The organism is Cronobacter universalis NCTC 9529 (assembly GCF_001277175.1).
Lineage (GTDB): Bacteria > Pseudomonadota > Gammaproteobacteria > Enterobacterales > Enterobacteriaceae > Cronobacter > Cronobacter universalis.
Map to the genome: position 1 here is coordinate 3,011,577 of NZ_CP012257.1, position 24,357 is coordinate 3,035,933.

Sequence of the window (24,357 nt, forward strand, 5' to 3'; positions counted from 1 at the left end):
GTTACCAGCGAGGAAGCGTGGTGGTGACATCCGCGTTCTGGGCGCGGTGACGCAGCAGGTGATCCATCAGCACGATAGCCATCATCGCCTCGGCGATCGGCACGGCGCGAATACCCACGCACGGATCGTGACGCCCGCGGGTGATCATCTCCACTTCCTCGCCGAAGCGGTTAACGGTGCGGCCCGGCACGGTAATGCTGGAGGTGGGCTTCAGCGCGATATTCGCGACGATCTGCTGGCCGCTGCTGATGCCGCCGAGAATGCCGCCCGCGTGGTTGCTCTGAAACCCCTCTTTGGTGATTTCGTCGCGGTTTTCGCTGCCTTTCAGCGCCACGACGCCAAAGCCTTCGCCAATCTCCACGCCTTTAACGGCGTTAATGCTCATCAGCGCGTGGGCGATGTCGGCATCGAGACGGTCGAATACCGGCTCGCCGAGGCCCGGCGGCACGTTATCCGCCACCACCGTCACTTTCGCGCCGATGGAGTCGCCCTCTTTTTTCAGCGCGCGCATCAGTTCGTCCAGCGCTTCCAGCTTATCCGCATCCGGGGAGAAGAACGGGTTCTGCTCCACCTGCGCCCAGTCTTTGATCTCCAGCGGAATATCGCCCATCTGGGTCAGACAGGCGCGGATGACGATGCCGAATTTCTGCGCCAGATACTTTTTGGCGATGGCGCCTGCCGCCACGCGCATGGCGGTTTCACGCGCGGAAGAGCGCCCGCCGCCGCGATAGTCGCGCAGGCCATATTTCTGTTCGTAGGTGTAATCGGCGTGTCCTGGACGGAACACATCTTTGATCGCGCTGTAATCCTGGGAGCGCTGATCGGTATTTTCAATCAGCAGGCCGATGCTGGTGCCGGTGGTCACGCCCTCAAACACGCCGGAGAGAATTTTCACCTGATCCGGCTCGCGGCGCTGGGTGGTGTAACGGGAGGTGCCTGGGCGGCGGCGGTCGAGATCGTGTTGCAGGTCGGCTTCGCTCAGCGCAATGCCCGGCGGCACGCCGTCAATGATGCAGCCGAGCGCCAGACCATGCGACTCGCCGAAAGTGGTTACGCGAAAGAGTTGTCCAAGAGTGTTGCCTGCCATCACGGCTCCGTTGTCGTGTCGTTGTGGTGTTTTTATGATTCAGCGGGCCTGCGCCCGCCTGTTGTTAATCTTTGTAGATGCTGAAGTGTTCGCGGGCGCTGATGAGTTGCGCTTTGGTCAGCATAAAGACGCCGTCGCCGCCGTTGTCGAACTCAAGCCAGGTAAACGGCACGTCCGGGTACTGCTCCATCAGATGTACCATGCTGTTACCGACTTCACAAATCAGAATGCCGTTGTCGGTCAGGTAGTCCGGCGAGCAGGCGAGAATGCGGCGCGCGAGCTTCAGCCCGTCGCTGCCCGCCGCCAGGCCGAGTTCCGGCTCGTGGCGGTATTCGTTCGGCAGATCGGACATATCTTCTTCATCCACATACGGCGGATTGGTAACGATAATGTCGTACTGCACTTTTGGCAGATCGCGGAACAAATCAGAGCGGATCGGCGTAACGTGATGAATAAGTCCGTGCTCTTCAATATTGTGCTCGGTCACGGCCAGCGCGTCGGCAGAGATATCCACCGCGTCGACTTCCGCATTCGGGAAGGCGTACGCGCAGGCGATAGCGATACAGCCGCTGCCGGTACACATATCGAGAATGTGCTGCGGTTCGTGGTCGATAAGCCCGGCGAAGCGGTTATTGATTAGCTCGCCAATCGGCGAACGCGGCACCAGCACGCGCTCGTCGACATAAAACTCGTGGCCGCAGAACCAGGCTTTGTTGGTGAGATACGCCACCGGAATGCGCTCGTTAACGCGGCGGATCACCCGCTCGACGATACGGTGGCGCTCGCTGGAGGTCAGGCGCGCGGTGCGCATATCTTCCGGAATATCGAGCGGCAGGTAGAGCGACGGCAGCACCAATTGCACAGCCTCATCCCAGGGGTTGTCCGTGCCGTGACCATACCAGATGCCGGCGGCGCTGAAACGGCTCACCGACCAACGCAACATATCCTGAATGGTATGCAGTTCACTGACTGCCTCATCGACGAAAATTTTATCCACACTGCCCTCCGCATGACGCTCCGCGTTAAATTCGGCGGCTAGTTTGCCATGAAGGCGGCGATAAATCAGCAACCGGCGCGTCATCCTCGAAAAATGGCTTTTGTTTGGCGACGCGCCAAACTCGGGTAAACTGCCTGCGCAAAGAGGAAGAAGAGAACAAGATGAAAAAGAAGCCATCGCTGAGTGAGGAAGAAAAGTCGCTGTTTCGCGCGCTGATGAGCGGAACGCGCGAGCTGAAACAGGACACCATCGTGCATCCGCCCGCGCGTAAAAAGCTGCGTGAAGTGCCGCCAAAACGCCTGTTGCAGGAGCAGGTGGACGCGAGCCACTATTTTTCCGATGAATTCCAGCCGCTTCTGAACAGCGACGGGCCGATGCGCTATGTGCGCCCCGGCGTGGATCACTTCGAGCTGAAAAAACTGCGCCGCGGCGACTATTCGCCCGAGCTGTTTCTCGATCTCCACGGCCTGACCCAGATGCAAGCCAAGCAGGAGCTGGGCGCGCTTATCGCCGCCTGCCGCCGCGAACATGTATTCTGCGCCTGCGTGATGCATGGCCACGGTAAACATATTCTCAAACAGCAGACGCCGCTGTGGCTGGCCCAGCATCCGCATGTGATGGCGTTTCATCAGGCGCCGAAAGAGTATGGCGGCGACGCCGCGCTGCTGGTGTTAATTGAAGTGGAAGAGTGGCAGCCGCCGCAGTTGCCTTAAGCGCCGCCTGTATTGCAGAAACAGAAAGAGCCGCATCAGCGGCTCTTTTTCTTTTGATGGTTCAGGCTTACGTTAAATCGCTTTCGCCATTTTGAGATTGCAGGGGCTCATCTGCCAGTTAAAGACGCCCTTGTCGTTATCGCCCTCGACCGTCACGCAGGCGATAGCGGACGTGGAGAACATCGGCGGCGTTTCGCCAGGGCAGAGCTCCGCCACCAGATAACCGACCAGCGGCAGGTGGGAGATAACCATGACCGCGCTGACGCCGTCACGGGCCAGAACGTGGAGGTAATCGCTCACCAGACCCACATCGCCGCACGGCGTGAGCTCCGGCAGAACTTCGGTTTTGACAGGCAGGCTCATGGCCTCTTTCACGACGTCCAGTGTCTGTTCGGCTCGCAGGAAAGGGCTCACCAGAACACGTTCGATATCCACCTTTTGACCTTTTAACCAGGTCGCCATTTGACGGGATTCATCACAACCGCATGCGGTCAGAGGACGAACCGAATCACTGGCGGCATCGAGTGCTGCGTCGCCGTGACGCATGATAAAAACTTGCATATTGCACCGCTTTTGTTGACCAGAAGCGCCAGCGAAGCCTTGAAAAAAGCAGCGCGCTTTTTAAGGGTATCGTCTGGCGGTCGGGCATTGTGCCTGATCCGTACTTCGAATGAAACGCTGTTTTTTACCTTATTGACGTAAGTATAGTCAATCACTGTTTACAAATTAGCCAGCGCTGCGTTTTCGAAGCCAGGAACTACGCTATATCAGACCGTCGTTTCAGCCTGCGGGTTCCCCGCGTGCCAAAATGTTTGCCCGGTCTGCGCCATGCGCAACAGCCTGTCGCACGGGGTAAAACGGTCTCCGTAACGGGTGGAAAGACGCGTGAGCGTCGCCACCACGGCCGCCGCGCCGAGCGTATCCATATACCGGAACGGGCCGCCAAGAAACGGCGGAAAACCGATGCCAAACACCGCGCCGATATCGCCGTCGCGCGCAGATCGCACCACACCTTCATCCAGACACCGCGCCGCCTCGTTAAGCATCATCATGACGCAGCGCTCGGCAATCTCCTCGCCGCTCAGCTTCCCGCCCGGTTTAACGCCAATAAGCCCGTAAACCGCAGGGTCAACCTGCTTTTTGCTTTTACGCCCTTTCGCCGGATAAAGATAGAAACCGCGGCCATTTTTTCTGCCTTTGCGATCGTCATTCAAAATTGCTGCAACGGCGTCTCCCGGCGCGCTGAATCGCGGCCCGTAAGCGCGCTCCAGCACCGGCATAATTTTGGTGCCGACATCAATCCCGACCTCATCCAGCAGCTGGATCGGGCCGACCGGAAAGCCCCTTTTGACCAGCGCCTCGTCGATTTTCTCAATGCTCTCCCCTTCCATCAGGCAGCGCATCGCCTCATTAATGTAAGGAGCCAGAATGCGGTTCACGTAGAACCCGGCGCAGTCGGCCACCACAATCGGCGTTTTGCCCTGCTTTTTGGCAAGCTGCACAGTAGTGGCAATGGTTTCCGCGCTGGTGCCCGCGTGCGGGATAACTTCCACCAGCGGCATTTTATCCACCGGGCTGAAGTAGTGCAGGCCGATGACCTGCTCCGGGCGCGCGGCGCCGGCGGCGATATCGCCGATAGGCAGCGACGAGGTATTAGAGGCGAAAATCGTGTGCGGCGCGGTATGCGCTTCGATTTCCGCCACCATGTTTTGCTTAAGCGTTAACTCTTCGAAAACCGCTTCCACCACGATATCGCGCTGGTGAAACCCTCGGTAATCGGTGCTGGCGGAGATCAGCGCCATTTGCGCGTCGCGCTCGCTGGCGCGCAGATGACGGCGGCGCACTTTTTTCTCAAGCAGATCCCAGCTGTATTTCAGCGCGTGGTTAATGCCCTTTTCGTTGATGTCTTTAATGCGTACCGGTAGCCGGGCTTTGGTGGCGGTGACATAGGCGATCCCGCCGCCCATCAACCCGCCGCCCAGCACGCCGACAGAATGCAGCGCGCGCGGGGCGGCCTCGCTGCCGGTCTCTTTTTTAAGCTCGGTGGTGGCGAAGAACAGCCCTCGCAGCGCGGCGGATTCCGGCGTCATCGCCAGCTCGCCAAAGGCGCGGGCCTCGGCCTGATAACCGCTGGCGCTGCCCTGCTCAAGGCCGGTGCGCACCACGTCAATAATGCGCTGCGACGCCGGATAGTTACCGTGGGTTTTTTGGTGCGTTTTCTGCGTGACCATGCGAAACAGCAGCGCACGACCAAGCGGGCCGGCGAGCAGACGCTCGCGCACCGGCAGGCGGCGCGGCGCGGGACGGCTTTTTTTCGCCAGTTCGGCAGCGGCTTCCAGCAGAATAGACTGCGGCACCACATCATCCACCAGCCCGGCTTTCAGCGCCTGACGCGGCCGCAGTTGTTTGCCCGCCAGTATCATCTCAAGCGCGGTGCTGACGCCAACGAGGCGCGGCAGCCGCTGCGTGCCGCCGGAGCCCGGCAGCAGCCCCAGCTGCACTTCCGGCAACCCGAGCTGCGTTTTCGCATCGTCGGTACAGATGCGGCTGTGGCAGGCGAGCGCCAGCTCCAGCCCGCCGCCGAGGCATGCGCCGTGAATAGCCGCGACCACATGCACCGGCAGCGCGTGGATCTCCGCCATGATCTGCTGGCCCTGGCTTGCCAGCGCTTCGGCCTCCTGCGCGCTCTGGCAGTGCGCGATCATGTTGATATCCGCGCCGGCGATAAAGTTATCCGGCTTGGCGGAGATAAACACCACGCCCGCGAGATCGCGGTTGTCGCGAAGCGTTTTCACGATGGCGCGCACGTCGCGGGCAAATTCCGCTTTCAGCGTGTTCATTTTCTCGCCCGGCACGTCGATGGTCACCACCGCCACGTTGTCCGGGCGCATCTGTAAAACAAATGCGGATGTCGATTCCATTATTCGGCCTCCAGTACCATTGCCGCGCCGAGCCCGCCCGCCGCGCAGGCGGTGACCAGCCCGAAACCGCCGCCGCGGCGGCGTAGTTCATTGAGCGTCTGGGTGATCATTCGCGCGCCGGTGGCGGCAAACGGGTGCCCGTAGGCGATAGATCCGCCGAGCACGTTAAATTTACTTTCATCTACTTCGCCGGTGGCCTGGCTGCGGCCCAGCACCTCGCGGGCGAAACGCTCGCTCGCCATCAGCTTCAGGTTGGTGAGCGTTTGCGAGGCGAAAGCCTCATGCATATCAATAAGCGTGAGATCGGCCATCGTCAGTCCGGCGCGCTCCAGCGCCAGCGGCGTCGACCAGGCCGGGCCCAGCAGCATGTCCTGCCAGACATCCACCGCGGTAAAAGCGTAGCTGCGCAGATAGCCGAGCGGCGTCAGGCCGAGTTCGCGGACGCGGGATTCCGTCATCAGAATCACCGCCGCCGCGCCGTCGGTGAGCGGCGTGCTGTTGGCGGCAGTCACGGTGCCGTGTTTACGGTCGAACGCCGGGCGCAGTTTCGCGTAATCGGCCAGCGACGAGGTTTTGCGGATATTGTTATCTTCGCTGAGCGGCTCGCGGTACGGCGGCGTGTAAGCGGTCATCACTTCATCGCGCAATTTGCCCTCCGCCCACGCCTGCGCCGCCAGCTGGTGCGAGCGATGCGCCAGCGCGTCCTGCTGTTCGCGGGTGATGCCGTGCGTTTTCGCCATCTGCTCGGCGGTGTCGCCCATGCGAAGCCCGGTGGAATATTCCGCCACGGCGGGCGGCACCGGCAGCAGGTCACGCAGACGCAGGCGCGAGAAGAGCTTCAGGCGCTGCCCGGCGGTGCGGGCTTTATTCGCGTCCACCAGCGTGCGCGCCAGTTTTTTACTGACGCCGATAGGCAGCACGGAGGAAGAATCGGCCCCGCCGGCGATCCCGGCGCGGATAGTGCCCGCCATCAGGCTTTCGGCGACGTTCGCCACCGCCTGAAAACTGGTGGCGCAGGCGCGGCTGACGCTGTAGGCGTCGGTATGGACGCTCATGCCGGTGCCGAGCACGATTTCGCGCGCGATGTTGGGCGCTTCCGGCATTTGCACCACCTGGCCGAAGACGAGCTGTTCAATAACTTCAGGCGGGATTTCGCTGCGGGCCAGCAGTTCGCCGACCACCATTTTACCGAGATCGACCGCCGGAACGCCGTGGTACGCCGTCGCCTGACGGGCGAAAGGCGTGCGTAACCCACTGACAATGGCAATGCGATCCCCCTGACGGGTGACCAGCGGTAGTGCCTGACTCATAACGTTCCCCTGTGAAAAGGCTAAAGATGTATTAAGTGGTCTGACCTGATAACAGTTTTAACCAGAATTTTACATTCAGCCAATCACATAAAGGAAAAATTGCGAGGCAAAACACGAATTACGTAACAAGAAATGCGCCCCGGCGAGGCCGGGGCGTAAGCGGCAGGATTAACGCAGGCCTAACTGGAAAATGACAGTTTCCGCCTGGCAGGCGAAAACAAAATCGATATCCAGACGCACGCCATCGGCTTCTTCGGTAAAGCGCGGGGTGATCTGGCACGGCTCGGATTCGACTTCACGCGCTTTGGCGGTGAGCGCCGCGAGCGTGGCGTCGGCGTCGGCGCGGTTTTCAAACACGCGACTGTAAGAGGCGACGCAGTCGGTGTTATCAATAATGGTGCCTACATCAATACAGCAGCAAACCGGGGTTTCATCAGCACTGCATTTGGTCATGGTGATTTCCTCTGTATTTCCTGAAAAGAGATAAGGCTATTTTACGCCCCGCGCTGCAACCGCTCTACCTGTTCTTCCCGTTTACGCTTATAAGTGACCGAAATCACACTTAAAAATGATCTAACGCAATAATCACCAGATTGATGAATTGGCGCACCCCGAAAATTTGCTAAACGGATCGCGTTTCTTAGATCACAATTGAAAAAACTTATAAACATACTTGCAACATCTCTGCTGGTCGAACCTATACTCTCGCCACTGGTCTGATTTCCATGCCGTACCTCAGACCCTACACTCCGCGCTCCTGTTACGTCACGTAACATTATTTGAATAAAAATAAATGGATGAGGTTATGGTCATGCGCCAGAAAACCCTGTTTACCAAATCTGCTTTAGCAGTCGCAGTGGCAATCGTGTCTTCTCAGGCCTGGTCCGCAGGTTTCCAGTTAAACGAATTCTCTGCCTCCGGTCTGGGCCGTGCCTATTCCGGTGAAGGCGCTATGGCGGATGACGCAGGCAACGTCAGCCGTAACCCGGCGCTGATTACCATGTTCGATCGCCCGACATTCTCCGGCGGCGCGATTTTCGTCGACCCGGATGTGAATGTGTCTGGTCAATCCCGTACGGGCCGCAGCCTGGACGCCGATAACATCGCGCCGACCGCCTGGGTGCCAAACCTGCACTTTGTCGCGCCGATTAACGAGCAGTTTGGCTGGGGGGCGTCCGTCACCTCCAACTATGGCCTTGCGACTGAATATAACAACGACTATGCGGCAGGTTCCGTAGGCGGCAAAACCGACCTCGAAACGCTCAACCTGAACCTCAGCGGCGCCTATCGCCTCGATAACCACTGGAGCTTCGGTGTGGGCTTCGACGCCGTGTATGCGCGCGCGAAAATCGAGCGTTACGCGGGCGATCTTACACAAAGCCTCGGCCCAAGCTTACCGGGCCTTGTGCAAGCAGGTCTGATTGATCCCCAGACGGCACAGTCACTGGCTGGCGTTACCAGCGATACCCAGATTGCGCATCTTAAAGGCGACGAGTGGGGCTTTGGCTGGAACGCCGGTATTCTTTATGAGCTGGATAAGAACAACCGCTACGCACTGACTTACCGGTCAGAAGTGAAAATCGACTTTGACGGCGACTATAAGAGCAGCCTGCCGGCAGGTCTGAATCCTGTTAACGCCGCACTGGGTCTTGGTCTTCCTTACGGCACAGGCGGCAGCACCACCGGCGGCTCGCTGACCCTGAACCTGCCTGAAATGTGGGAAGTCTCTGGTTATAACCGTATCGCGCCGCAGTGGGCGATTCACTATAGCCTGACCTACACCAGCTGGAGCCAGTTCCAGGAGCTGAAAGCGACCAACAACAACGGCGATACGCTGTTTAAGAAAGAAGAAAAATACCGGGACGCATACCGCATCGCCCTTGGCACCACCTATTATATGGACGACAACTGGACCTTCCGTACCGGTATCGCCTTTGATGACAGCCCGGTGCCAGAGCAGCAGCGCTCCATCTCGATTCCTGACCAGGATCGTCTCTGGCTGAGCGCCGGTACAACTTACGCCTTCAATGAAGACGCCTCTGTGGATGCCGGTGTGTCTTATATGCACGGCCAGCATGTTGAATTCACCGAAGGCTCGTACACCTTCAAATCTGAAGGTAAAGCCTGGCTGTATGGCATGAACTTTAACTACCGTTTCTGATAGAAATATCACGACAAAGGCGAGCTGCGGCTCGCCTTTTTTATTGCGCCTTATCGTTCAGAAATAAAAAAGCGAGCCCCGGCCCGCTTTTTTTATTTACCTTAAGAATGGTCGCATCCGGCGTTTTATTCCGAATCGATATCCTTAAGATCCCCTTCGATCGCCTGCGCGTTCGGGTTTTCATTCGGCTTGAGCTTACCGCCATTGGCGATAAAGTCGTGACGCTGGAAGTAGGCCTCACGCACCAGAATGTAAGGATCGGAAGACTGGCGCAGCAGGCCGTCGGAATCCAGCAGTTGCGCGCGGGTCTCCACGCCTTCCACCGCCCATTTACCGAGCGACAGCGGCCAGGTCAGCCAGGAGAGCACCGGATAAGTGGTATCCGCCATATCGCCGACATCTTCACGCAGCGTAAAGCTGCCGTAGAACGGCAACTGCACATACGGCCCGTAACCGACGCCATAGGTGCCAAGCGTGCTGCCGAAACGGTGCGGTTCTTCGCGCTGCAGTTTCGGGTTCGCCATACCGGCCACGTCGATAAAACCGCCCATCCCCAGCAGGGTATTCAGGAAGAAACGGGTGAAGTGCACCATCCCCTGGTAGGGGTCGCCCTGCAGGAATTTATTAAGCATCGAAGCGGGTTCTTCCAGGTTGCTGGTGAAGTTGCCCAGCCCGTTGCGCGCCGGTTGCGGCACGTAGTCGCGCCAGGCGACAGCCACCGGGCGCAGCACATAAGGGTCCACCACGTCATAGTTAAAGGCAAACATGGTGCGGTTGAACCCTTCGAAGGGGTCGGAACGCCCTTGCTGCGGCTCTGACGAACTGGCGCAGCCCACTAAAAGCGTGGCCGCCAGCGCAAGCCCGGTAAGGCGAAAGTTCATAGCAGTCTCCCTGTAAATAGTAACTAACCCGCTCCTGATGGCGAAGGCGCGACCAGGACTTCCACCGGCGAAGCCGGATTGAGCGTGGTGAAACGGCGCTCGCCTGTCCAGTCTCCCGGCTGCACGGCCGCGTTGCCGTCCCGGGAAATATGCACCTTCACGATGCCCTGCGTGACGTGTTCAAGCCCCCGGTCCGGGAGCATCGCGTCGGCGTCATTAAGCGTAATTGTCAGCGGAAAATGGCCCAGCGGCAATTTTTTCACCAACACCGGTACGTTTGATGCGCCATCCGTCACGCTGATAAAGAGTATCCCTTTATCCGGCAAGGCTTTTTTCGAAACGGGTGAGAGCGTGATTTTAACAGCCAGTCTCGCGTTGTCCATGCCGCTGTCCACCCGCGCCTGCGCAATGCCGCGCATTACCGCCGCACGGCGCGCATCGTCCGGCGGCAGGCGCGCCACCATCGCCTGCCAGATGGCAATCGCCTCTGTATAGCGCTGCTGGCGAAACGCGCTGAAGGCGAGCAGCCCCTGCGCGCGCAGATTATCAGGTGCCTGCGCCGCGACCTCTTTTAGCATTTGCTCGCCGAGGCGGTTATCGTCCGGCTGCGTTGAGCGCGCCAGCACTTCAGCATAGTCGAGCCGCGCTTCGGTGCTTTGCGAATTGAGCTGCCAGGCGCGTTTAAACGCCTCTGTGGCGGTATCGGCGTTATTGAGCACCATACCGATGCGCCCGAGCATCGCCCAGCCTGCGCCGTTATGCGGGTCGTCCTGCAAACGCGTGCGCAGCCCAAGCCCGAGGCGCGTCAGCTCCTCCACCGTGAGCGGCGCCGCGTGCGGGTCCATCACGCGCGCCACAAGCGCCGGCGTCTCGCGCGCCGCCGCCTGCCAGTCATTCACCTGTTTAAGGCTATGCGTCGCCATGAACAGCCCGCCGCTCACCGCCACAACCAGCAGCACGCCTGCCAGCAACGCACCATTACCCGTATGACTCGTTTTCTGCGCGCGCGGCCCGGGAATATCCGCCAGCAGGCTGTGCTGCAACTCCACCTCTAGCGCCTGACGAGCCTCGGGCGGCTCCTCGTCAAGCTCCCGCAGGCGCGAATAATAGAGCGTGCGGTTCAGCGCATCGCGGCTGATCGCGCGCTTGTCGCGCCACGGCCAGAAGACCAGCGCCGCAACGCCCGCCAGCAGGACGACGATAACCATGATTAACGCGCTCACGGGCGTTTTCCTTCTTCATTCAGCAGCGCGCGCAGCCGCTCCTGTTCGTCTTCATCAAGCGCGAGAGGCTCGCGGCGCGCGCGCGCCACCAGTACGGCAACGCCGCCTGCCGCAAAGAGCGCGGGCAGCAGCCAGAGCAGGATCGTGCCGGGCGTGACGGGCGGATCGTAGGTCACGAAATTCCCGTAGCGCGCCACCATATACGCCACAATCTGCTCGCGGCTCTGCCCCTGCTGCATCAGCTCATAGACCTTCTGGCGCATATCGGCCGCGATCATCGAACCGGAATCGGCGATGCTGTTGTTCTGGCACTTCGGGCAGCGCAGCGCGCTGGTCAGCTCGCGGAACTGCCGCTCCTGCGCCTCGTTCTGAAAAGGGTACGCGTCGATGGCGGCAGAAACATGACATGCCAGCAGCAGGCCAGCCAGCAGAGCTAACAGACGTTTCACGGCTCGACCTCCTGATTCAGCGCATCCCATAGTGGTTTGACGTCCTGACGCCAGACCTGGTCATTCAGCTCGCCCGCGTGGCGATAGCGAATCACGCCGCGCCCGTCGATAACAAACGTCTCCGGCGCGCCATACACGCCCAGATCCAGCCCCAGCATTCCGCTGCCGTCAAACAGGCTGAGCGCGTAAGGGTTGCCGAGCGTATTGAGCCACGCCACGGCTTTAGCGCGATCGTCTTTATAGTTAAGCCCGACGATCCGCACGCCGTTCGCGGCCAGCCCGTCGAGAAACTGATGCTCGGCGCGGCACGTCGGGCACCAGGTCGCCCAGACGTTAAGCAGCAGCGGTTTTCCGTTCAGAAGGGCGGCGCGATCGTAGGTCACGTTCGGGTCATCAAGCGCGGCGAGCCGGAACGCGGGCAGCGGTTTGCCCACCAGCGTGGATTCCAGCTGAGACGGATCATCGCCCGCCGCGTTACGCGTGAGTTGCCAGAACAGCACGGCGGCGAGCAGCAGAAACAGCGCCAGCGGGATCAGTAAAATGCGGCGTCTCATGCGGCCTCCTGGATTTTTTTCAGCCGGTAACGCGGATCAAGCAGACAAAGCAGCCCGCCGAGCGCCATCAGCAGCCCGCCATACCAGATCCAGCGGACAAACGGTTTGTAGTAAAGCCGCACCGCCCAGCTGCCGTCGTCGAGCTCTTCACCGAGCGCCGCGTAGAGATCGCGCGTCAGCCCGCCGTCGATGGCGGCTTCGGTCATCACCACGCGGTTGCTGTTATAGGCGCGCTTTTCGGCGCGCAGCGTAGCCTCGGGTTTACCGTCGCGCAGCACATCGATAATCCCGACCGCGCCGCGCCAGTTCGGCCCCTGCGCGCCGCGCACCTCGCGAAACACAAAGCGGTAATGATGAATAGCGACGCTGTCGCCCGCCGTCATGCGCACGTCGCGCTCCACGCTGTAGTTCTGGCTGAACGCGATGCCTATAACCGTTACCGCAAGCCCCACATGCCCGAGCGTCATTCCCCACTGGCTGCGGCTTAATTTCACTAACCCGCGCCACCGGCTGTGGCGGTGCGTGGCGCGCTCGAGCAGCTCCATCAGCGTCAGCGCCAGCACCCAGACCGCCATCATCAGCCCGGCGACCGTCATCGCGTTGATGCTGTCCTGCAAAAGCCAGGGCAATAGCAGTGAGGCCGCGAGCGTAACGACCAGCGCCGCCAGCAGGCGACGGCGCAGCTTTTGCGGCTCATCGCGCCGCCAGCGCACCAGCGGCCCGACGCCGAGCAGCAGCGCGAACGGCACCATCAGCGCGCTGAACAGCACATTAAAAAACGGCGCGCCGACGGAAATCGACCCAAGCCCCAGCGCCTTATGCACCAGCGGCAACAGCGTGCCGAGCAGCACCACCAGCATGGCGGTGATGAGCAGAATATTGTTGCCGAGCAGAAAACTTTCGCGCGACCAGAGCGCATTCCCCACCCGCGCCCTGACGCTGCCGCCCTTCACGGCATAGAGCAGCAGCGAGCCGCCGATAACAATCACCAGCAGCGCCAGAATAAACATGCCGCGCGCCGGATCGGAGGCGAACGCGTGCACGGAGACCAGCACGCCGGAGCGCACCAGGAATGTGCCGAGCAGGCAGAGCGAAAAGGCGGTGATGGCGAGCAGTACCGTCCAGGCGCGGAAGCTGCCGCGCTTTTCCGTGACCGCCAGCGAGTGCATCAGCGCGGTGCCCGCGAGCCACGGCATCAGCGAGGCGTTTTCGACCGGGTCCCAGAACCACCAGCCGCCCCAGCCGAGTTCGTAATAGGCCCAGGCGGAGCCAAGCACAATGCCGATGGTCAGAAACACCCACGCCGCCTGCGTCCAGGGGCGCGACCAGCGCGCCCAGGCGGTGTCGAGCCGCCCGGTTAAGAGCGACGCCACGGCAAAGGCGAACGCGACCGAAAACCCGACATAGCCCATATACAGCAGCGGCGGATGAAAAATCAGCCCGATATCCTGCAACAGCGGGTTGAGATCGCGCCCTTCAATCGGGTATTCCGGCAGCGTGCGCGTAAAAGGGTTTGAGGTCAGCAGAATAAAGAGCAGGAAGCAGAAATTGATCCCGCCCATCACCGACAGCACGCGGGCGATCGCCTCCTGCGGCATGGCGCGGCTGAACATCGCGACCGCCAGCGTCCACGCGCCCATCAGCAGCACCCACAGCAATAGTGAGCCTTCGTGCGCGCCCCAGGTCGCGGCCACGCGATACCAGACCGGCAGCTCGGTATTGGAGTTGCTCGCCACATAGAGCACCGTGAAATCATTCACCACAAAGGCATGCACGAGGATAAGAAACGCGCCCAGCAGGCAGGCGAAAAGCGCGCAGGCGAGCGGGTGCGCCAGCGCCATCAGCCGCGGCGCCTGACGCATCGCGCCCCACTGCGGCCAGAGCGTGAGCAGCAGCGCGAGGCCTGCGGCGAGGCACAGCAAGAAGTTTCCGATTTCCGGCATCACGGGCGGATATCCTTATACGCCGCTGCCGGGCGCGAGTGGTTGGCGTCCATCGCCGCTTTCACCTCCGGCGGCGTGTAATTTTCGTCATGCTTCGCCAGCACTTCTCGGGCGTGAATACGATGATCGTCGCCCAGCACGCCCTGCGCCACTACGCCCTGGCCCTCACGAAAGAGATCGGGCAGGATGCCGTCGTAATCGACATCCACCGCGCCGCGCGCGTCATAGAGCCGGAAGCTCACCTTCAGGCTCTGGCTGTCGCGCTTCACGCTCCCTCGCATCACCATGCCGCCGACGCGCAGCCGCTGGCCCGGTTCTGGTTTCTCCTGCGCAGCGCCTTTGCCGTAGAGAATGTCGCCCGGCGTATAGAAGAGATCGATATTGGCGCGCAGCGCGTAGAGCACCAGCGCAAGCGTCAGCCCGAGACTCGCCAGCACCACGAGCGCGACCCACAGGCGCGTTTTACGACGCGGGTTCATCGCGACACCTCCGCGCCCTGGCGTCGGCGCTCGCGCGCCTGACGTTTCGCGATATCCCGGCGCAGCGCGCGGCGCGCCAGGCGCGTATGCGCTATCAGCAGCGCCAGCGGAATAACGGTCATCGCCACCGCCAGCCAGACGTAAAAGGCGTAGCCGCCCATCAGGAAAAACGTAGTCAGCGCGGCGGTCATGATTTTTTCTCCAGCACTGCCGCCACCCACGGGCGCTGGCGCTCCTGAAGCAACAGCAGATTGCCGAGGCGCATCAGCGTGAGCGTGACAAACAGGCACAGAAAACCGGCGAGATTCCAGCGCAGCGGCGCGCGCATGCTCGGGTCGATGCTCTGTTGCATATTGGTGGAGCCCTGATGCAGCGTGTTCCACCACTCCACCGAGTAGTGAATAATGGGCAGGTTCACCACGCCCACCAGCACCAGTACGCCCGCGGCGCGGCCCGCGAGGCGGCGGTCGTCAAAGGCGTGCCAGAGCGCGATGACGCCCGCGTATAAAAACAGCAGCACCAGTTCGGAAGTGAGCCGCGCATCCCAGATCCACCAGGTGCCCCACATCGGTTTACCCCAGGCGGAGCCGGTCGCAAGCGCGATAAAGGTATAGACCGCGCCCACCGGCGCCATCGCCATCACGGCGAGATCGGCCGCCCGGTTCTGCCACACCAGCCCGATAAACGCCGCGACCGCCATTGAGGCGTAAATGCCCATCGATCCCATCGCCGCCGGAACGTGCAGATACATGATGCGGTAGCTGTCGCCCTGCTGGTAGTCGGGCGGCGCGAAAACAAAACCCCAGACGCAGCCAATCGCGAGCATCACGACGCACGGCCACGCGAACCACGGCGTCAGCCGTCGACAGAGCCCGTAAAGCCGTTCAGGCCGCGCCCAGGGGTGTAAGAATTTCCACATGTTGTTGCTCACATAAACGTTATCGCCCGCACGCGCAGGCCTACTGAATACTGATACGCAGCGCCGCTGCGGTGGCGAACGGCAAAAGCGTGACGCTTGCTGTCAAAAACGCGCCGGAGATCGCGAAAAAGCCGCCGACCGGAAGCTGCATTACGGCAGCGTCCACCGCGGCGGTGGAGAAAATGAGCAGCGGGATCGCCAGCGGCAGAATAATCAGGCTCAGCAGGATGCCGCCGCGCCGCAGCCCGGCCGTCAGCGCCGCGCCCAGCGCGCCGAGAAAGCTCAGCGTCGGCGTACCGAGCAACAGCGTCAACAGCAGCGTCAGCGCCGCATGGCCGTTCAGTCCCATCAGCAGCGCCGCCAGCGGCGAGAGCACGACCAGCGGCAGTCCGGTCGCCACCCAGTGAGCGGTCACTTTCGCGATAACCACCACAGGCAGCGGCGTTGGCAGCAGCATCAGTTGTTCGAGCGCGCCGTCGCGCGCGTCGTCGCGAAACAGCCGGTCCATCGCCAGCAGCGAGGCGAGCAGCGCCGCGACCCACACCACGCCTGGCGCTATGCGTGCCAGCAGTTGCGGCTCCGGGCCTGCGCCGAGCGCGAACAATACAATTACCACCAGAAAGAACCACAGCGGGTTGAGGAGTTCAGCCTGGTGACGCGCGGCGAGACGCAGTTCGCGGCGAATAATGCGGCCCATCATGCGGCGGGCTCCGGCGTCAGGGTTAATGTACGATGCGCACCAGTAAGCGCCAGCGGCTGGTGAGTGGTGACTATTACCGCCCCGCCGCGTGCCGCGTGCGCCTCCAGACGCGCCGTCAGCGTCGCCACGCCTGCGGCATCAAGCGCCGTCAGCGGTTCATCCAGTACCCACAGCGACGCGTCGCTGAGACACAGACGCGCCAGCGCCACGCGGCGCTGCTGGCCTGCTGAGAGCTGCTCAACCGGCAGATCCTCATACCCGCCAAGCCCGATGGCGGCGAGCGCCTGCCAGCGCGCCTCGCGCCGGGTCTGCGAGTGATAAAACGCGAGATTTTCATCGGCGGTGAGCGCCGCTTTGATGCCCGGCAGATGGCCGAGCCACAGCAATTCCTGATGAAAGGCTGAACGCGTGCGCGCCAGCGGTTCGCCGCGCCAGTACACCTCGCCCTCTTCCGGGCGCGCCAGCCCCACCAGCAGGCGCAGCAGCGAGGTTTTCCCGGCCCCGTTCGCGCCGGTCAGGTGCACAATCTCGCCCGGCGACACGCGAAACGAGAGCGCGCGAAACAGCAACCGCTCGTCGCGCAGGCAGGCAAGATTCCGGGCTTCTAACATGGGGCGGCTCCTTTCAGGCGAGTCGGGAATAGTACCACAGGGCAATGACGCGGCCACCTCACGCGCCGCGCAGGCGGCGAAACCCTGCGCGATAGCGCGCAAAATCGCCACCGCGCAGGCCGAATTGTCTGTTTTTCCTGATAACGTCCGCCGACGCGCTACGCTTAACGAAGCCCCCTAACCTGACAGGAGCCCCATATGGACAAAATCGGCGAGGAAAAAATCGACGACGCGGATGAGCTGGAAGTCGAGAGTGAAGAAAAAAAGAGCGGCGAAGAGATAGAAGTGGATGAAGAGGCCCTGCCGTCGCGCGCGATGGCGATCCACGAGCATATTCGCCAGGACGGCGAGAAAGAGATGGAGCGCGACGCGATGGCGCTGTTCTGGTCGGCCATCGCCGCCGGGCTGTCGATGGGCGCGTCGCTGCTCGCCAAAGGCATTTTCCACGTCCACCTGGAAGGCATTCCCGGCGGATTTTTGCTGGAAAGCCTCGGCTACACCTTTGGTTTTATCATCGTCATCATGGCGCGCCAGCAGCTCTTTACCGAAAACACCGTCACGGCGGTGCTGCCGGTGATGCAGAACCCGACCGGCACCAATATGCTGCTGTTGCTGCGGCTCTGGGGCGTTGTGCTGCTCGGGAATATCGTCGGCACCGGCCTTGCGGCGCTGGCGTTTGAATTTATGCCGATTTTTGATGAGGCGACGCGCGACGCGTTTGTGACTATCGGCATGGAAGTGATGCACAACTCGCCGGGCGAGATGTTCGCGAACGCGATTATCTCCGGCTGGATCATCGCGACGATGGTGTGGATGTTCCCGTCTGCGGGTGCGGCGAAGATTGTGGTGATCATCCTGATGACCTGGCTTATCGCGCTTGGCAACACAACGCATATCGTGGTCGGCACCGTCGAGATCCTCTATCTCGTCTTTAACGGCACCATTCACTGGAGCGAATTCTTCTGGCCGTTCGCCCTGCCGACGCTTGCGGGCAACATCATCGGCGGTACGTTTATCTTCGCGCTGTTAAGCCATGCGCAGATCCGTAACGACATGAGCAATAAGAAGAAATCGGAAGAGAAAGCGCGCCTGAAAAAGGAAAAGGCCGCGCGTGAAAACGAAACCGGGCGCGGCTCACAAAAAGGCTGACGATGGCGATTGTTTAACCGAACAGGCGGCTAAGCCCTTAACGGCGGTGTAAAAATCGGTATACTGACGCCGCCTCGTCCCCTTAGTTAAATGGATATAACGAGCCCCTCCTAAGGGCTAGTTGCAGGTTCGATTCCTGCAGGGGACGCCATTTTTTGCCCGTGCAACGGCCGCTTCAGGTTGCGCACCGTCGTTCTGCACTGAATCAATACTGACAGGCACCCGCGAGACCAATACCACTGGTCACCCCGTAATTAATATATTTTTACCTGCAAACCGTGACATCTGACTTTTCCCTGTAATTAAACGACGATGCGTAGAGTCTGATTCTGGTGCTGGACCGGTGAGTAAAATTTTTCTCCCCGGTGTTTTTAGAAAAACAGATACTGAAATCCGGCCATTATTTTTGTGGCTGCGGTGCGGCACCTTGCAGCTGAATAGTGGTGAGACTGATCCGGACGTCCCTAAACTTCCCATAATATAAACAGGTGCGGCCAAAGGCATTTTTATGTAAAAGCGAAGCTGATATCATTTAAGTATCATTAGACCTGATGTCCAATTACGATGATAAATAAAATCCTGGTAAGTGCCTGTCTGATGGGATTCAAAGTGCGCTACGACGGGAGCGAAAAAGCACAGATGATCAATCAGCTGCGGCGCTGGCAGGAAGAGCAGCGTCTTGTGATCCACTGTCCTGAACTGGCCGCGGGTTTACCCACCCCACGCCCTCCGGCTGAGATTGTTTCTGGTGATAATAAAACTCAGGACAGAATAATTGAAATTACAGGAAAAGACGTAACAGAGCACTATCAGCTTGGCGCCTGGCTGGCGCTACGCACGGCGCAGGATGCGGGCTGTACCGCTGCGCTGTTAACGGACGGCAGCCCGACATGCGGTAGCCAGTTTATCTATGACGGTTCATTTAGTGGCCGGCGTAAGTCAGGTATGGGCGTCGCAGCATCGCTACTCTCTGCACATGGTATAGCCGTTTTTTCTGAGCATAACCTCGCCGATTTAATTGCATGGATTGATGCGAAAGAACGCTGAATATATTCTCTTCGAGATACTAAAAGGAATCAGGGCTTATCTGTTACTTTCGTCAGCCTTTATGCGCTGGAGGCTATCGCTTTCTCCTTTGCCTGTTCAGATTTGAGAGTATCCCTCTTTGCCAGAACCCCTTTAAATTTTTCAACATACAGAGCCGATAAGGCGTTATCGTCAACCGCCAAAGGATTCGCAATCGGGCAAGATTACCCGCTGTAAATTGCGATCAGGGAAAAATTATCCTGTGCAATCTGCGAATTTTAAACGATAAATACGATTTCGGATGCTGTCACTCCGCCGCGAGAATACCGGCCTGGCTAACGCATCATTCAAAACGCGACAAAAAAGTGTGCTTACCGGTGTCGCCTCGGGTACTATTATCTTATAGAAGCCACGACCTGTATAAAAACGATGTGCACTTATTCTTTTTATTTTTATCGTTACACACATTTAGCAGTGCATACTTCCTGCAGGTTAACCAAAAATGAAACGCCTCTGGAATTAAAAAACAAACTGATTGATGGTTTGATCCTTTATCTTAAACAAGGTTACATAGACCCATGGCATATCAATTGTGATTGTGAAGATGAAGGTTCAGAAGAGGCCGATCGTTATCTGAGTAAGCTTGACATGATCGATAAAGAAACATCAATGTATTTCAGAAAGAAAATAGTGGAGTCGACGTTTATACAGAATGGACTTTTTAAATCCTTTTGTCTCGATAGCCTCCTTCTGTCAGACACACACAGTTCCTGCGCAATTAACTATTTATGTGAAAACCATTCAACGTTATCTTTACATCCCTTAAAAGCTGCAATGTTTTATTTAGTTTGCGCTAAAAATGATCCGTCGAATGATAACGATATCCCAGACGAACTCATCTCAGGACTGAAAAATCGTTATAAAAAAATTACAGAAGAACACGAAGCACCGCGTTACCAGGGGTTGTCAGACCATGAGATATTTTCAGATTCTGAATTACTTGATCTTAATGCCGAATATGAAGCTTTCTGTAACGCCTGGACATAGTAGTCATTTTCAAGAGAAAATTTTAATATTATTAAGATACGTCACCAGAATATGAAATTAAAAAGTATCGAGTAAAAATAAAGTAAATAAAACTCTGATCACGCACGCCTGGAGCGGGCCGTATACTACGCACCTTTCAATGTTCCCTTTTAGATTACACACAAACTCAACAAAACTATAACACAATATCAAATAGTTCTGTTTAATTCACAAAAAACAATCATCTCTGCACAGCTCGTAATATCTGCTTCCTGATTAAGAATAACGCCCGGTTCCGTTATTAATTTCAAACGCTATGATGTTCCGCCGTTAAATAAACAGTTATCGGTAATAATATAAATAAGGAACATTGATATGTTGAGAAAATGTGCGGCTGAATTTTTCGGCACATTCTGGCTGGTATTTGGTGGTTGCGGGAGCGCGGTGCTTGCTGCGGCGTATCCTGAACTGGGCATTGGTTTTACAGGGGTTGCGCTGGCGTTTGGTCTGACCGTCCTGACCATGGCGTATGCCGTAGGGCATATTTCCGGCGGTCATTTTAACCCGGCCGTCACGCTGGGTTTATGGGCGGGTGGGCGTATTACCTTTCAGAACGTGATCCCCTACATTATTTCCCAGGTCATCGGCGGTATTGCCGCCGCAGGCGTACTGTATGCGATTGCCAGCGGTAAGCCGGGCTTTGACGCCGTCGCGAGCGGCTTTGCCGCCAACGGCTATGGCGAACACTCGCCGGATGGTTATAGCCTTTCGGCGGCCATCCTGACTGAACTGGTGCTGACGGCGTTCTTCCTGCTGATTATCCATGGCGCAACGGATAAAAACGCGCCGGCGAAATTTGCGCCGCTGGCGATTGGTCTCGCCCTGACGCTGATTCATCTAATCAGCATTCCTGTTACCAACACGTCGGTGAACCCAGCGAGAAGCACCGCTGTCGCTATTTTCCAGGGCGGCTGGGCTTTACGGCAACTGTGGGTTTTCTGGGTAGTCCCGATGGTGGGCGGCGTAGTGGGCGGTCTGATTTATCGCTTCCTGTTGCAGAGCAAAGACTAAATACAGTCATTTGCTGCGGGCAAATCGGTATTATTGAGCGCCTGGTATAAACGCTATACGTCTTTATTTAAAAGCCCCGAAAGGGGCTTTTTATTGCTCGGTAATGGCTGCCCTGGCGAACTTATGGCATCAAAAAGTTCACTTCAATAATGCGTTCTCGTTCATTGCCAGCATTATCCACACTGTAATACGCAACATACTTATTGCCGCTTTCGAAATGATAACCCAGCGTCGGCAGACACTGCCCCAGTTGCGGATATACCCTCTCTTCACGCACGCTTTTTCGAAAACTGTCAACCGCGCCGCTGTGATTTGCGATTTCAACGAATGAGAGACGATCGCCAGCCTTAACCGCATAAGTGATGCAGGGCGTATTGCCGTTCATTTCTACATGACCCGGCTGGATATCCGGTAAACGATCGCCCGGCCCTGCGCAGCCTGCCAGCAGTACTAATGAAAACTTCAGGAGGTGTTCTTTCATCTGTCAGCCTCGTCCGGTGGCAATTCCTGCTAAAGACGGAGAATATCGCTCAACAGATAATCGCAGCAACATCATTAAACACCACGAATAAACCTTTTACCTCGCCATAAAAAAACCCACCGCAATAACGGTGGGTTTTCGGACATGCCGAAAAAAGGTAGATGATAAGGATTAACTAAATACCATACCGCCGTCGATCAGCAGTGACTGACCGGTCATGTAGTCGGAATCCGGGCCTGCCAGGAACGAGACGCAGGCGGCGACATCTTCCGGCTCGGAGAGGCGGCCAAGCGTGATGCGTTTGGCGAATTCTTCAGTGCCGTAGCCGAGCGGTTTGCCGGCGGCTTCGGAGATCTGACGGTCGATTTCCGCCCACATCGGGGTTTTCACAATGCCCGGGCAGAAGCCGTTGACGGTGATGCCGAGCGGCGCTAAATCGCGCGCGGCGGTCTGGGTCAGGCCGCGCACCGCGAATTTACTGGAGCTGTAAACCGCCAGCTCCGGGTTGCCGACGTGGCCCGCCTGCGAACAGGCGTTGATAATTTTCCCGCCGTGGCCTTCGGCTTTGAACGCTTCAATCGCCGCCTGCATGCCCCAGATAACGCCTTTGACGTTGATGTTGTAGACCCTGTCGATCACCTCTTCGGTGATGGTCTCAATCGGCGTTGACGGCGCGATGCCGGCGTTGTTGACGATAACGTCGAAGCCGCCGAGCGCTTTACGGGTCTGTTCTACTGCGGCGAACACCTGGTCGCGTTTCGACACATCCACGGTCACCGCCACCGCGCTGCCGCCCTGCTCGTTGATTTCCTGCGCCACGGCATTGGCCGTTTCGGCGTTGTAATCGGCAATCGCGACCGCAAAACCGTCTTTGACCAGTCGGAGGGCGATGGCTTTACCAATCCCCTGCCCTGCGCCGGTCACCAGTGCTACTTTTTTCATAATCCGTTCCTTTTGGTAAGTCAGAGAATCTGGCTGAGATGGAGCTGGCCCATCAGCAGCGGGTTATCGCTGTAGTCCACCGGAATGGCGACCACCGCCGGCCCGTCGACATCCATCGCGGCGCGCAGCGTCGGCTCCAGCGCTTCCGCGCTTTCCACCGCGAACCCGGCAGCGCCGAACGCTTCGGCGTAAACTTTGAAATCCACCGGCCCGAAGCTCACGCCCGAGAGCCGCTGATATTTTTTCTCTTCCTGTATCGCCACCATATTGTAGGCGTTATCCACCCAGATGATGTGTAACACATTGGCTTTCAGGCGCACCGCGGTTTCCAGCTCCATGCTCGATTGCAGGAAACCGCCATCGCCGGAAACAGACACCACTTTACGCGACGGCTCCACCAGCCATGCGCCGATGGCCCACGGCAGCGCCACGCCCATGGTCTGCTGACCGTTGGAAATCATTACCTGACGGGCGCGGAAGCTATAGAGGTAGCGCGCGATCCAGATGTGGAAACTGCCCATATCCACGGTGAGCGTCACATCGTTATTGATGATGTCCTGCATGGCGCGCACGATGCGCAGCGGATGCAGGGCGAACTGGTTTAACTGCGCGCCCCGGCGCGCCAGCAGCTCGCGCTGGTTCTGACGGTCGACAAGAATTTCAGACGCGCGATCGCTTAACACCAGCGGCTGTTCAACACGCCCGGCCAGTTTCTCCAGCGTGCCCGCGATGTCCCCCACCAGCTCGATTTCCGGCGCGTAGTGGCTCTCTTCATAGGCTGGCAACACGTCGATATGCACCAGCGTCGCGTTGCCGCGGTTCCACATGGCTGGCTCATATTCCACCGGACTGTAGCCGATGCAGATGATGAGATCCGCCAGATGCAGCAAGCGGTCGCCCGCCTGGTTGTTGAAAAGCCCGACGCGGCCCGCAAAGCGCGTGAAGTGCTCCTGATTCACCGCGCCCGCCGCCTGATAAGTGCTGGTGACCGGAATATGGCTTTTCTCCAGCAGGCGATGCAGCGCGCGGCTGTTCTCCGGCTGGCTCGCCATCAGGCCCAGCAGGATGACCGGGTTTTTGGCGTTGCGAATCAGCCCGGCGACGTGGTCGATACACGCATCCGGCGCAGGCCCCAGCTTCGGCGCGTTGCCCGCCGGCAGAATGTTGCCCTGCGCCGGTTGATCGACAATATCCTGCGGCAGGCTGACAAAGGCGCTGCCCGGTCTGCCGTGCTCCGCCACGCGAAAGGCGTTGGAAACCACTTCGGCGATAGCGTCCGAGGACGAGACTTCAACAGAATATTTGGTGACCGGGCTGAACATCGCCACGGTATCCATGCTCTGGTGCACCTGGCGCGCTTTATCCGCGCGTTTCACCGCCCCGCCGAGCGCGACCACCGGGTCGCCTTCGCTGTTGGCGGTCGCCATGCCGGTAATGAGGTTGCTGCACCCCGGCCCGGAGGTGACCAGCGCCACCCCGGCTTTGCCGGTGATACGCCCGACGGCGGCGGCCATAAACGCCGCATTCGCCTCGTGACGCACCGGGATAATCTGGATAGTGGAATCCAGCAGGGAGTCGAAGACCTTATCGATCTTCGCGCCGGGAATGCCGAAGACCTGTTTTACGCCCTGGGCTTCAAGCTGGCCGACGACCATGTCGGCGCCATGCGCCCACTGGCGCATCCGGTTTTCGTTATCCATCATATTTCCCCTTT

The 24,357-nt window shown here is 58.9% G+C and carries 25 protein-coding genes and 1 tRNA gene; 7 read left to right on the forward strand and 19 right to left on the reverse strand.

All coding sequences use genetic code 11. From position 1 onward, the window contains the following. Nucleotide 1 precedes the first annotated feature (1 nt). Nucleotides 2-1,087, reverse strand: a complete 1,086-nt coding sequence (gene aroC / locus AFK65_RS13885) for a chorismate synthase (RefSeq protein WP_007700103.1) — start codon at nucleotides 1,085-1,087, stop codon at nucleotides 2-4. Between the two features lie 64 nt (nucleotides 1,088-1,151). After that, nucleotides 1,152-2,084, reverse strand: coding sequence for a 50S ribosomal protein L3 N(5)-glutamine methyltransferase (gene prmB / locus AFK65_RS13890; RefSeq protein WP_032805560.1), 933 nt, complete (start codon nucleotides 2,082-2,084; stop codon nucleotides 1,152-1,154). Between the two features lie 161 nt (nucleotides 2,085-2,245). Between prmB and smrB the strand changes: the two genes are divergently transcribed. Continuing rightward, complete coding sequence (smrB, locus tag AFK65_RS13895; protein WP_004387043.1) at nucleotides 2,246-2,797, forward strand: endonuclease SmrB; 552 nt, start codon at nucleotides 2,246-2,248, stop codon at nucleotides 2,795-2,797. Nucleotides 2,798-2,869: 72 nt separating this feature from the next. On the opposite strand, the gene sixA is transcribed toward smrB, so the two are convergent. From sixA to AFK65_RS13915, 4 genes are all read right to left on the reverse strand, one after another. Then, nucleotides 2,870-3,358 (reverse strand): phosphohistidine phosphatase SixA, encoded by a 489-nt coding sequence (sixA, locus tag AFK65_RS13900; protein ID WP_014728374.1) that lies wholly within the window; start codon nucleotides 3,356-3,358, stop codon nucleotides 2,870-2,872. 206 nt (nucleotides 3,359-3,564) lie between these two features. Further along, the gene (gene fadJ, locus AFK65_RS13905; protein ID WP_038856630.1) at nucleotides 3,565-5,718 is read right to left on the reverse strand and encodes a fatty acid oxidation complex subunit alpha FadJ; all 2,154 of its coding nucleotides are present in this window, start codon (nucleotides 5,716-5,718) and stop codon (nucleotides 3,565-3,567) included. Beyond that, on the reverse strand, nucleotides 5,718-7,028 hold the full coding sequence (gene fadI, locus AFK65_RS13910) for an acetyl-CoA C-acyltransferase FadI (RefSeq protein WP_038856627.1): 1,311 nt from the start codon (nucleotides 7,026-7,028) through the stop codon (nucleotides 5,718-5,720). The genes fadJ and fadI overlap by 1 nt, the downstream gene beginning before the upstream one ends. A 168-nt stretch (nucleotides 7,029-7,196) precedes the next feature. Continuing rightward, nucleotides 7,197-7,481 (reverse strand): YfcZ/YiiS family protein, encoded by a 285-nt coding sequence (locus AFK65_RS13915; RefSeq protein ID WP_007700119.1) that lies wholly within the window; start codon nucleotides 7,479-7,481, stop codon nucleotides 7,197-7,199. 358 nt (nucleotides 7,482-7,839) lie between these two features. On the opposite strand from AFK65_RS13915, the gene fadL reads away from it, so the two are divergent. Further along, nucleotides 7,840-9,189, forward strand: coding sequence for a long-chain fatty acid transporter FadL (gene fadL / locus AFK65_RS13920; RefSeq protein WP_032805565.1), 1,350 nt, complete (start codon nucleotides 7,840-7,842; stop codon nucleotides 9,187-9,189). A 125-nt stretch (nucleotides 9,190-9,314) separates the two neighbouring features. Here the strand turns inward: fadL and mlaA are convergent, their stop codons facing one another. The 10 genes from mlaA to ccmA are packed head-to-tail and all read right to left on the reverse strand — an operon-like array spanning nucleotide 9,315 to nucleotide 16,948. Beyond that, on the reverse strand, nucleotides 9,315-10,070 hold the full coding sequence (gene mlaA, locus AFK65_RS13925; protein WP_007700126.1) for a phospholipid-binding lipoprotein MlaA: 756 nt from the start codon (nucleotides 10,068-10,070) through the stop codon (nucleotides 9,315-9,317). A 23-nt stretch (nucleotides 10,071-10,093) separates the two neighbouring features. After that, nucleotides 10,094-11,278: a c-type cytochrome biogenesis protein CcmI gene (ccmI, locus tag AFK65_RS13930; protein ID WP_369835006.1), complete on the reverse strand. Its 1,185-nt coding sequence runs from the start codon at nucleotides 11,276-11,278 to the stop codon at nucleotides 10,094-10,096. 11 nt (nucleotides 11,279-11,289) lie between these two features. Then, the gene (locus AFK65_RS13935; protein WP_038856625.1) at nucleotides 11,290-11,742 is read right to left on the reverse strand and encodes a cytochrome c-type biogenesis protein; all 453 of its coding nucleotides are present in this window, start codon (nucleotides 11,740-11,742) and stop codon (nucleotides 11,290-11,292) included. Further along, nucleotides 11,739-12,296, reverse strand: a complete 558-nt coding sequence (locus AFK65_RS13940; RefSeq protein WP_007700142.1) for a DsbE family thiol:disulfide interchange protein — start codon at nucleotides 12,294-12,296, stop codon at nucleotides 11,739-11,741. The genes AFK65_RS13935 and AFK65_RS13940 overlap by 4 nt, the downstream gene beginning before the upstream one ends. Continuing rightward, nucleotides 12,293-14,242 (reverse strand): heme lyase CcmF/NrfE family subunit, encoded by a 1,950-nt coding sequence (locus AFK65_RS13945; RefSeq protein WP_038856624.1) that lies wholly within the window; start codon nucleotides 14,240-14,242, stop codon nucleotides 12,293-12,295. Before AFK65_RS13945 ends, AFK65_RS13940 begins: the two co-directional genes overlap by 4 nt. Further along, nucleotides 14,239-14,718 carry a cytochrome c maturation protein CcmE gene (gene ccmE, locus AFK65_RS13950; protein WP_038856623.1) on the reverse strand — a complete coding sequence of 160 codons (480 nt, stop codon included), beginning with the start codon at nucleotides 14,716-14,718 and terminating at the stop codon, nucleotides 14,239-14,241. The genes AFK65_RS13945 and ccmE overlap by 4 nt, the downstream gene beginning before the upstream one ends. Further along, complete coding sequence (gene ccmD / locus AFK65_RS13955; protein WP_023898331.1) at nucleotides 14,715-14,909, reverse strand: heme exporter protein CcmD; 195 nt, start codon at nucleotides 14,907-14,909, stop codon at nucleotides 14,715-14,717. Before ccmD ends, ccmE begins: the two co-directional genes overlap by 4 nt. Continuing rightward, nucleotides 14,906-15,637, reverse strand: a complete 732-nt coding sequence (locus tag AFK65_RS13960; RefSeq protein ID WP_007700151.1) for a heme ABC transporter permease — start codon at nucleotides 15,635-15,637, stop codon at nucleotides 14,906-14,908. The genes ccmD and AFK65_RS13960 overlap by 4 nt, the downstream gene beginning before the upstream one ends. Before the next feature lie 40 nt (nucleotides 15,638-15,677). Further along, nucleotides 15,678-16,337 (reverse strand): heme exporter protein CcmB, encoded by a 660-nt coding sequence (ccmB, locus tag AFK65_RS13965; protein WP_038856621.1) that lies wholly within the window; start codon nucleotides 16,335-16,337, stop codon nucleotides 15,678-15,680. After that, complete coding sequence (gene ccmA / locus AFK65_RS13970; protein ID WP_038856620.1) at nucleotides 16,334-16,948, reverse strand: cytochrome c biogenesis heme-transporting ATPase CcmA; 615 nt, start codon at nucleotides 16,946-16,948, stop codon at nucleotides 16,334-16,336. The genes ccmB and ccmA overlap by 4 nt, the downstream gene beginning before the upstream one ends. Nucleotides 16,949-17,146: 198 nt before the next feature. Between ccmA and AFK65_RS13980 the strand changes: the two genes are divergently transcribed. From AFK65_RS13980 to aqpZ, 5 genes are all read left to right on the forward strand, one after another. Beyond that, on the forward strand, nucleotides 17,147-18,097 hold the full coding sequence (locus tag AFK65_RS13980; protein WP_038856618.1) for a formate/nitrite transporter family protein: 951 nt from the start codon (nucleotides 17,147-17,149) through the stop codon (nucleotides 18,095-18,097). 76 nt (nucleotides 18,098-18,173) lie between these two features. Beyond that, nucleotides 18,174-18,248 (forward strand) — tRNA-Arg (locus AFK65_RS13985). Between the two features lie 413 nt (nucleotides 18,249-18,661). Then, the gene (locus tag AFK65_RS13990) at nucleotides 18,662-19,144 is read left to right on the forward strand and encodes a DUF523 domain-containing protein (protein ID WP_007700162.1); all 483 of its coding nucleotides are present in this window, start codon (nucleotides 18,662-18,664) and stop codon (nucleotides 19,142-19,144) included. A gap of 408 nt (nucleotides 19,145-19,552) precedes the next feature. After that, nucleotides 19,553-20,170: a hypothetical protein gene (locus tag AFK65_RS21865; RefSeq protein ID WP_115185103.1), complete on the forward strand. Its 618-nt coding sequence runs from the start codon at nucleotides 19,553-19,555 to the stop codon at nucleotides 20,168-20,170. Between the two features lie 354 nt (nucleotides 20,171-20,524). Continuing rightward, nucleotides 20,525-21,220, forward strand: a complete 696-nt coding sequence (gene aqpZ / locus AFK65_RS13995; protein WP_007700167.1) for an aquaporin Z — start codon at nucleotides 20,525-20,527, stop codon at nucleotides 21,218-21,220. A 121-nt stretch (nucleotides 21,221-21,341) separates the two neighbouring features. Here aqpZ and AFK65_RS14000 read toward each other — a convergent pair whose 3' ends face one another. From AFK65_RS14000 to alsS, 3 genes are all read right to left on the reverse strand, one after another. After that, complete coding sequence (locus AFK65_RS14000; protein WP_007700171.1) at nucleotides 21,342-21,701, reverse strand: putative T6SS immunity periplasmic lipoprotein; 360 nt, start codon at nucleotides 21,699-21,701, stop codon at nucleotides 21,342-21,344. A gap of 171 nt (nucleotides 21,702-21,872) precedes the next feature. After that, a complete protein-coding gene (locus tag AFK65_RS14005; protein WP_007700187.1) occupies nucleotides 21,873-22,643 on the reverse strand; it encodes a (S)-acetoin forming diacetyl reductase in 771 nt (256 codons plus the stop codon). Between the two features lie 20 nt (nucleotides 22,644-22,663). Continuing rightward, the gene (gene alsS / locus AFK65_RS14010; protein WP_032805572.1) at nucleotides 22,664-24,343 is read right to left on the reverse strand and encodes an acetolactate synthase AlsS; all 1,680 of its coding nucleotides are present in this window, start codon (nucleotides 24,341-24,343) and stop codon (nucleotides 22,664-22,666) included. Nucleotides 24,344-24,357 lie beyond the last annotated feature (14 nt).

What these genes read in the sequence shown, in the direction of transcription:
- aroC (WP_007700103.1), bottom strand. Translation starts at nt 1,087, where the DNA reads ATGGCAGGCAACACTCTTGGACAACTCTTTCGCGTAACCACTTTCGGC.
- smrB (WP_004387043.1), top strand. Translation starts at nt 2,246, where the DNA reads ATGAAAAAGAAGCCATCGCTGAGTGAGGAAGAAAAGTCGCTGTTTCGC.
- sixA (WP_014728374.1), bottom strand. Translation starts at nt 3,358, where the DNA reads ATGCAAGTTTTTATCATGCGTCACGGCGACGCAGCACTCGATGCCGCC.
- fadJ (WP_038856630.1), bottom strand. Translation starts at nt 5,718, where the DNA reads ATGGAATCGACATCCGCATTTGTTTTACAGATGCGCCCGGACAACGTG.
- fadI (WP_038856627.1), bottom strand. Translation starts at nt 7,028, where the DNA reads ATGAGTCAGGCACTACCGCTGGTCACCCGTCAGGGGGATCGCATTGCC.
- AFK65_RS13915 (WP_007700119.1), bottom strand. Translation starts at nt 7,481, where the DNA reads ATGACCAAATGCAGTGCTGATGAAACCCCGGTTTGCTGCTGTATTGAT.
- fadL (WP_032805565.1), top strand. Translation starts at nt 7,840, where the DNA reads ATGCGCCAGAAAACCCTGTTTACCAAATCTGCTTTAGCAGTCGCAGTG.
- mlaA (WP_007700126.1), bottom strand. Translation starts at nt 10,070, where the DNA reads ATGAACTTTCGCCTTACCGGGCTTGCGCTGGCGGCCACGCTTTTAGTG.
- ccmI (WP_369835006.1), bottom strand. Translation starts at nt 11,278, where the DNA reads ATGGTTATCGTCGTCCTGCTGGCGGGCGTTGCGGCGCTGGTCTTCTGG.
- AFK65_RS13940 (WP_007700142.1), bottom strand. Translation starts at nt 12,296, where the DNA reads ATGAGACGCCGCATTTTACTGATCCCGCTGGCGCTGTTTCTGCTGCTC.
- ccmE (WP_038856623.1), bottom strand. Translation starts at nt 14,718, where the DNA reads ATGAACCCGCGTCGTAAAACGCGCCTGTGGGTCGCGCTCGTGGTGCTG.
- ccmD (WP_023898331.1), bottom strand. Translation starts at nt 14,909, where the DNA reads ATGACCGCCGCGCTGACTACGTTTTTCCTGATGGGCGGCTACGCCTTT.
- AFK65_RS13960 (WP_007700151.1), bottom strand. Translation starts at nt 15,637, where the DNA reads ATGTGGAAATTCTTACACCCCTGGGCGCGGCCTGAACGGCTTTACGGG.
- ccmB (WP_038856621.1), bottom strand. Translation starts at nt 16,337, where the DNA reads ATGATGGGCCGCATTATTCGCCGCGAACTGCGTCTCGCCGCGCGTCAC.
- ccmA (WP_038856620.1), bottom strand. Translation starts at nt 16,948, where the DNA reads ATGTTAGAAGCCCGGAATCTTGCCTGCCTGCGCGACGAGCGGTTGCTG.
- AFK65_RS13980 (WP_038856618.1), top strand. Translation starts at nt 17,147, where the DNA reads ATGGACAAAATCGGCGAGGAAAAAATCGACGACGCGGATGAGCTGGAA.
- AFK65_RS13990 (WP_007700162.1), top strand. Translation starts at nt 18,662, where the DNA reads ATGATAAATAAAATCCTGGTAAGTGCCTGTCTGATGGGATTCAAAGTG.
- AFK65_RS21865 (WP_115185103.1), top strand. Translation starts at nt 19,553, where the DNA reads ATGTGCACTTATTCTTTTTATTTTTATCGTTACACACATTTAGCAGTG.
- aqpZ (WP_007700167.1), top strand. Translation starts at nt 20,525, where the DNA reads ATGTTGAGAAAATGTGCGGCTGAATTTTTCGGCACATTCTGGCTGGTA.
- AFK65_RS14000 (WP_007700171.1), bottom strand. Translation starts at nt 21,701, where the DNA reads ATGAAAGAACACCTCCTGAAGTTTTCATTAGTACTGCTGGCAGGCTGC.
- AFK65_RS14005 (WP_007700187.1), bottom strand. Translation starts at nt 22,643, where the DNA reads ATGAAAAAAGTAGCACTGGTGACCGGCGCAGGGCAGGGGATTGGTAAA.
- alsS (WP_032805572.1), bottom strand. Translation starts at nt 24,343, where the DNA reads ATGGATAACGAAAACCGGATGCGCCAGTGGGCGCATGGCGCCGACATG.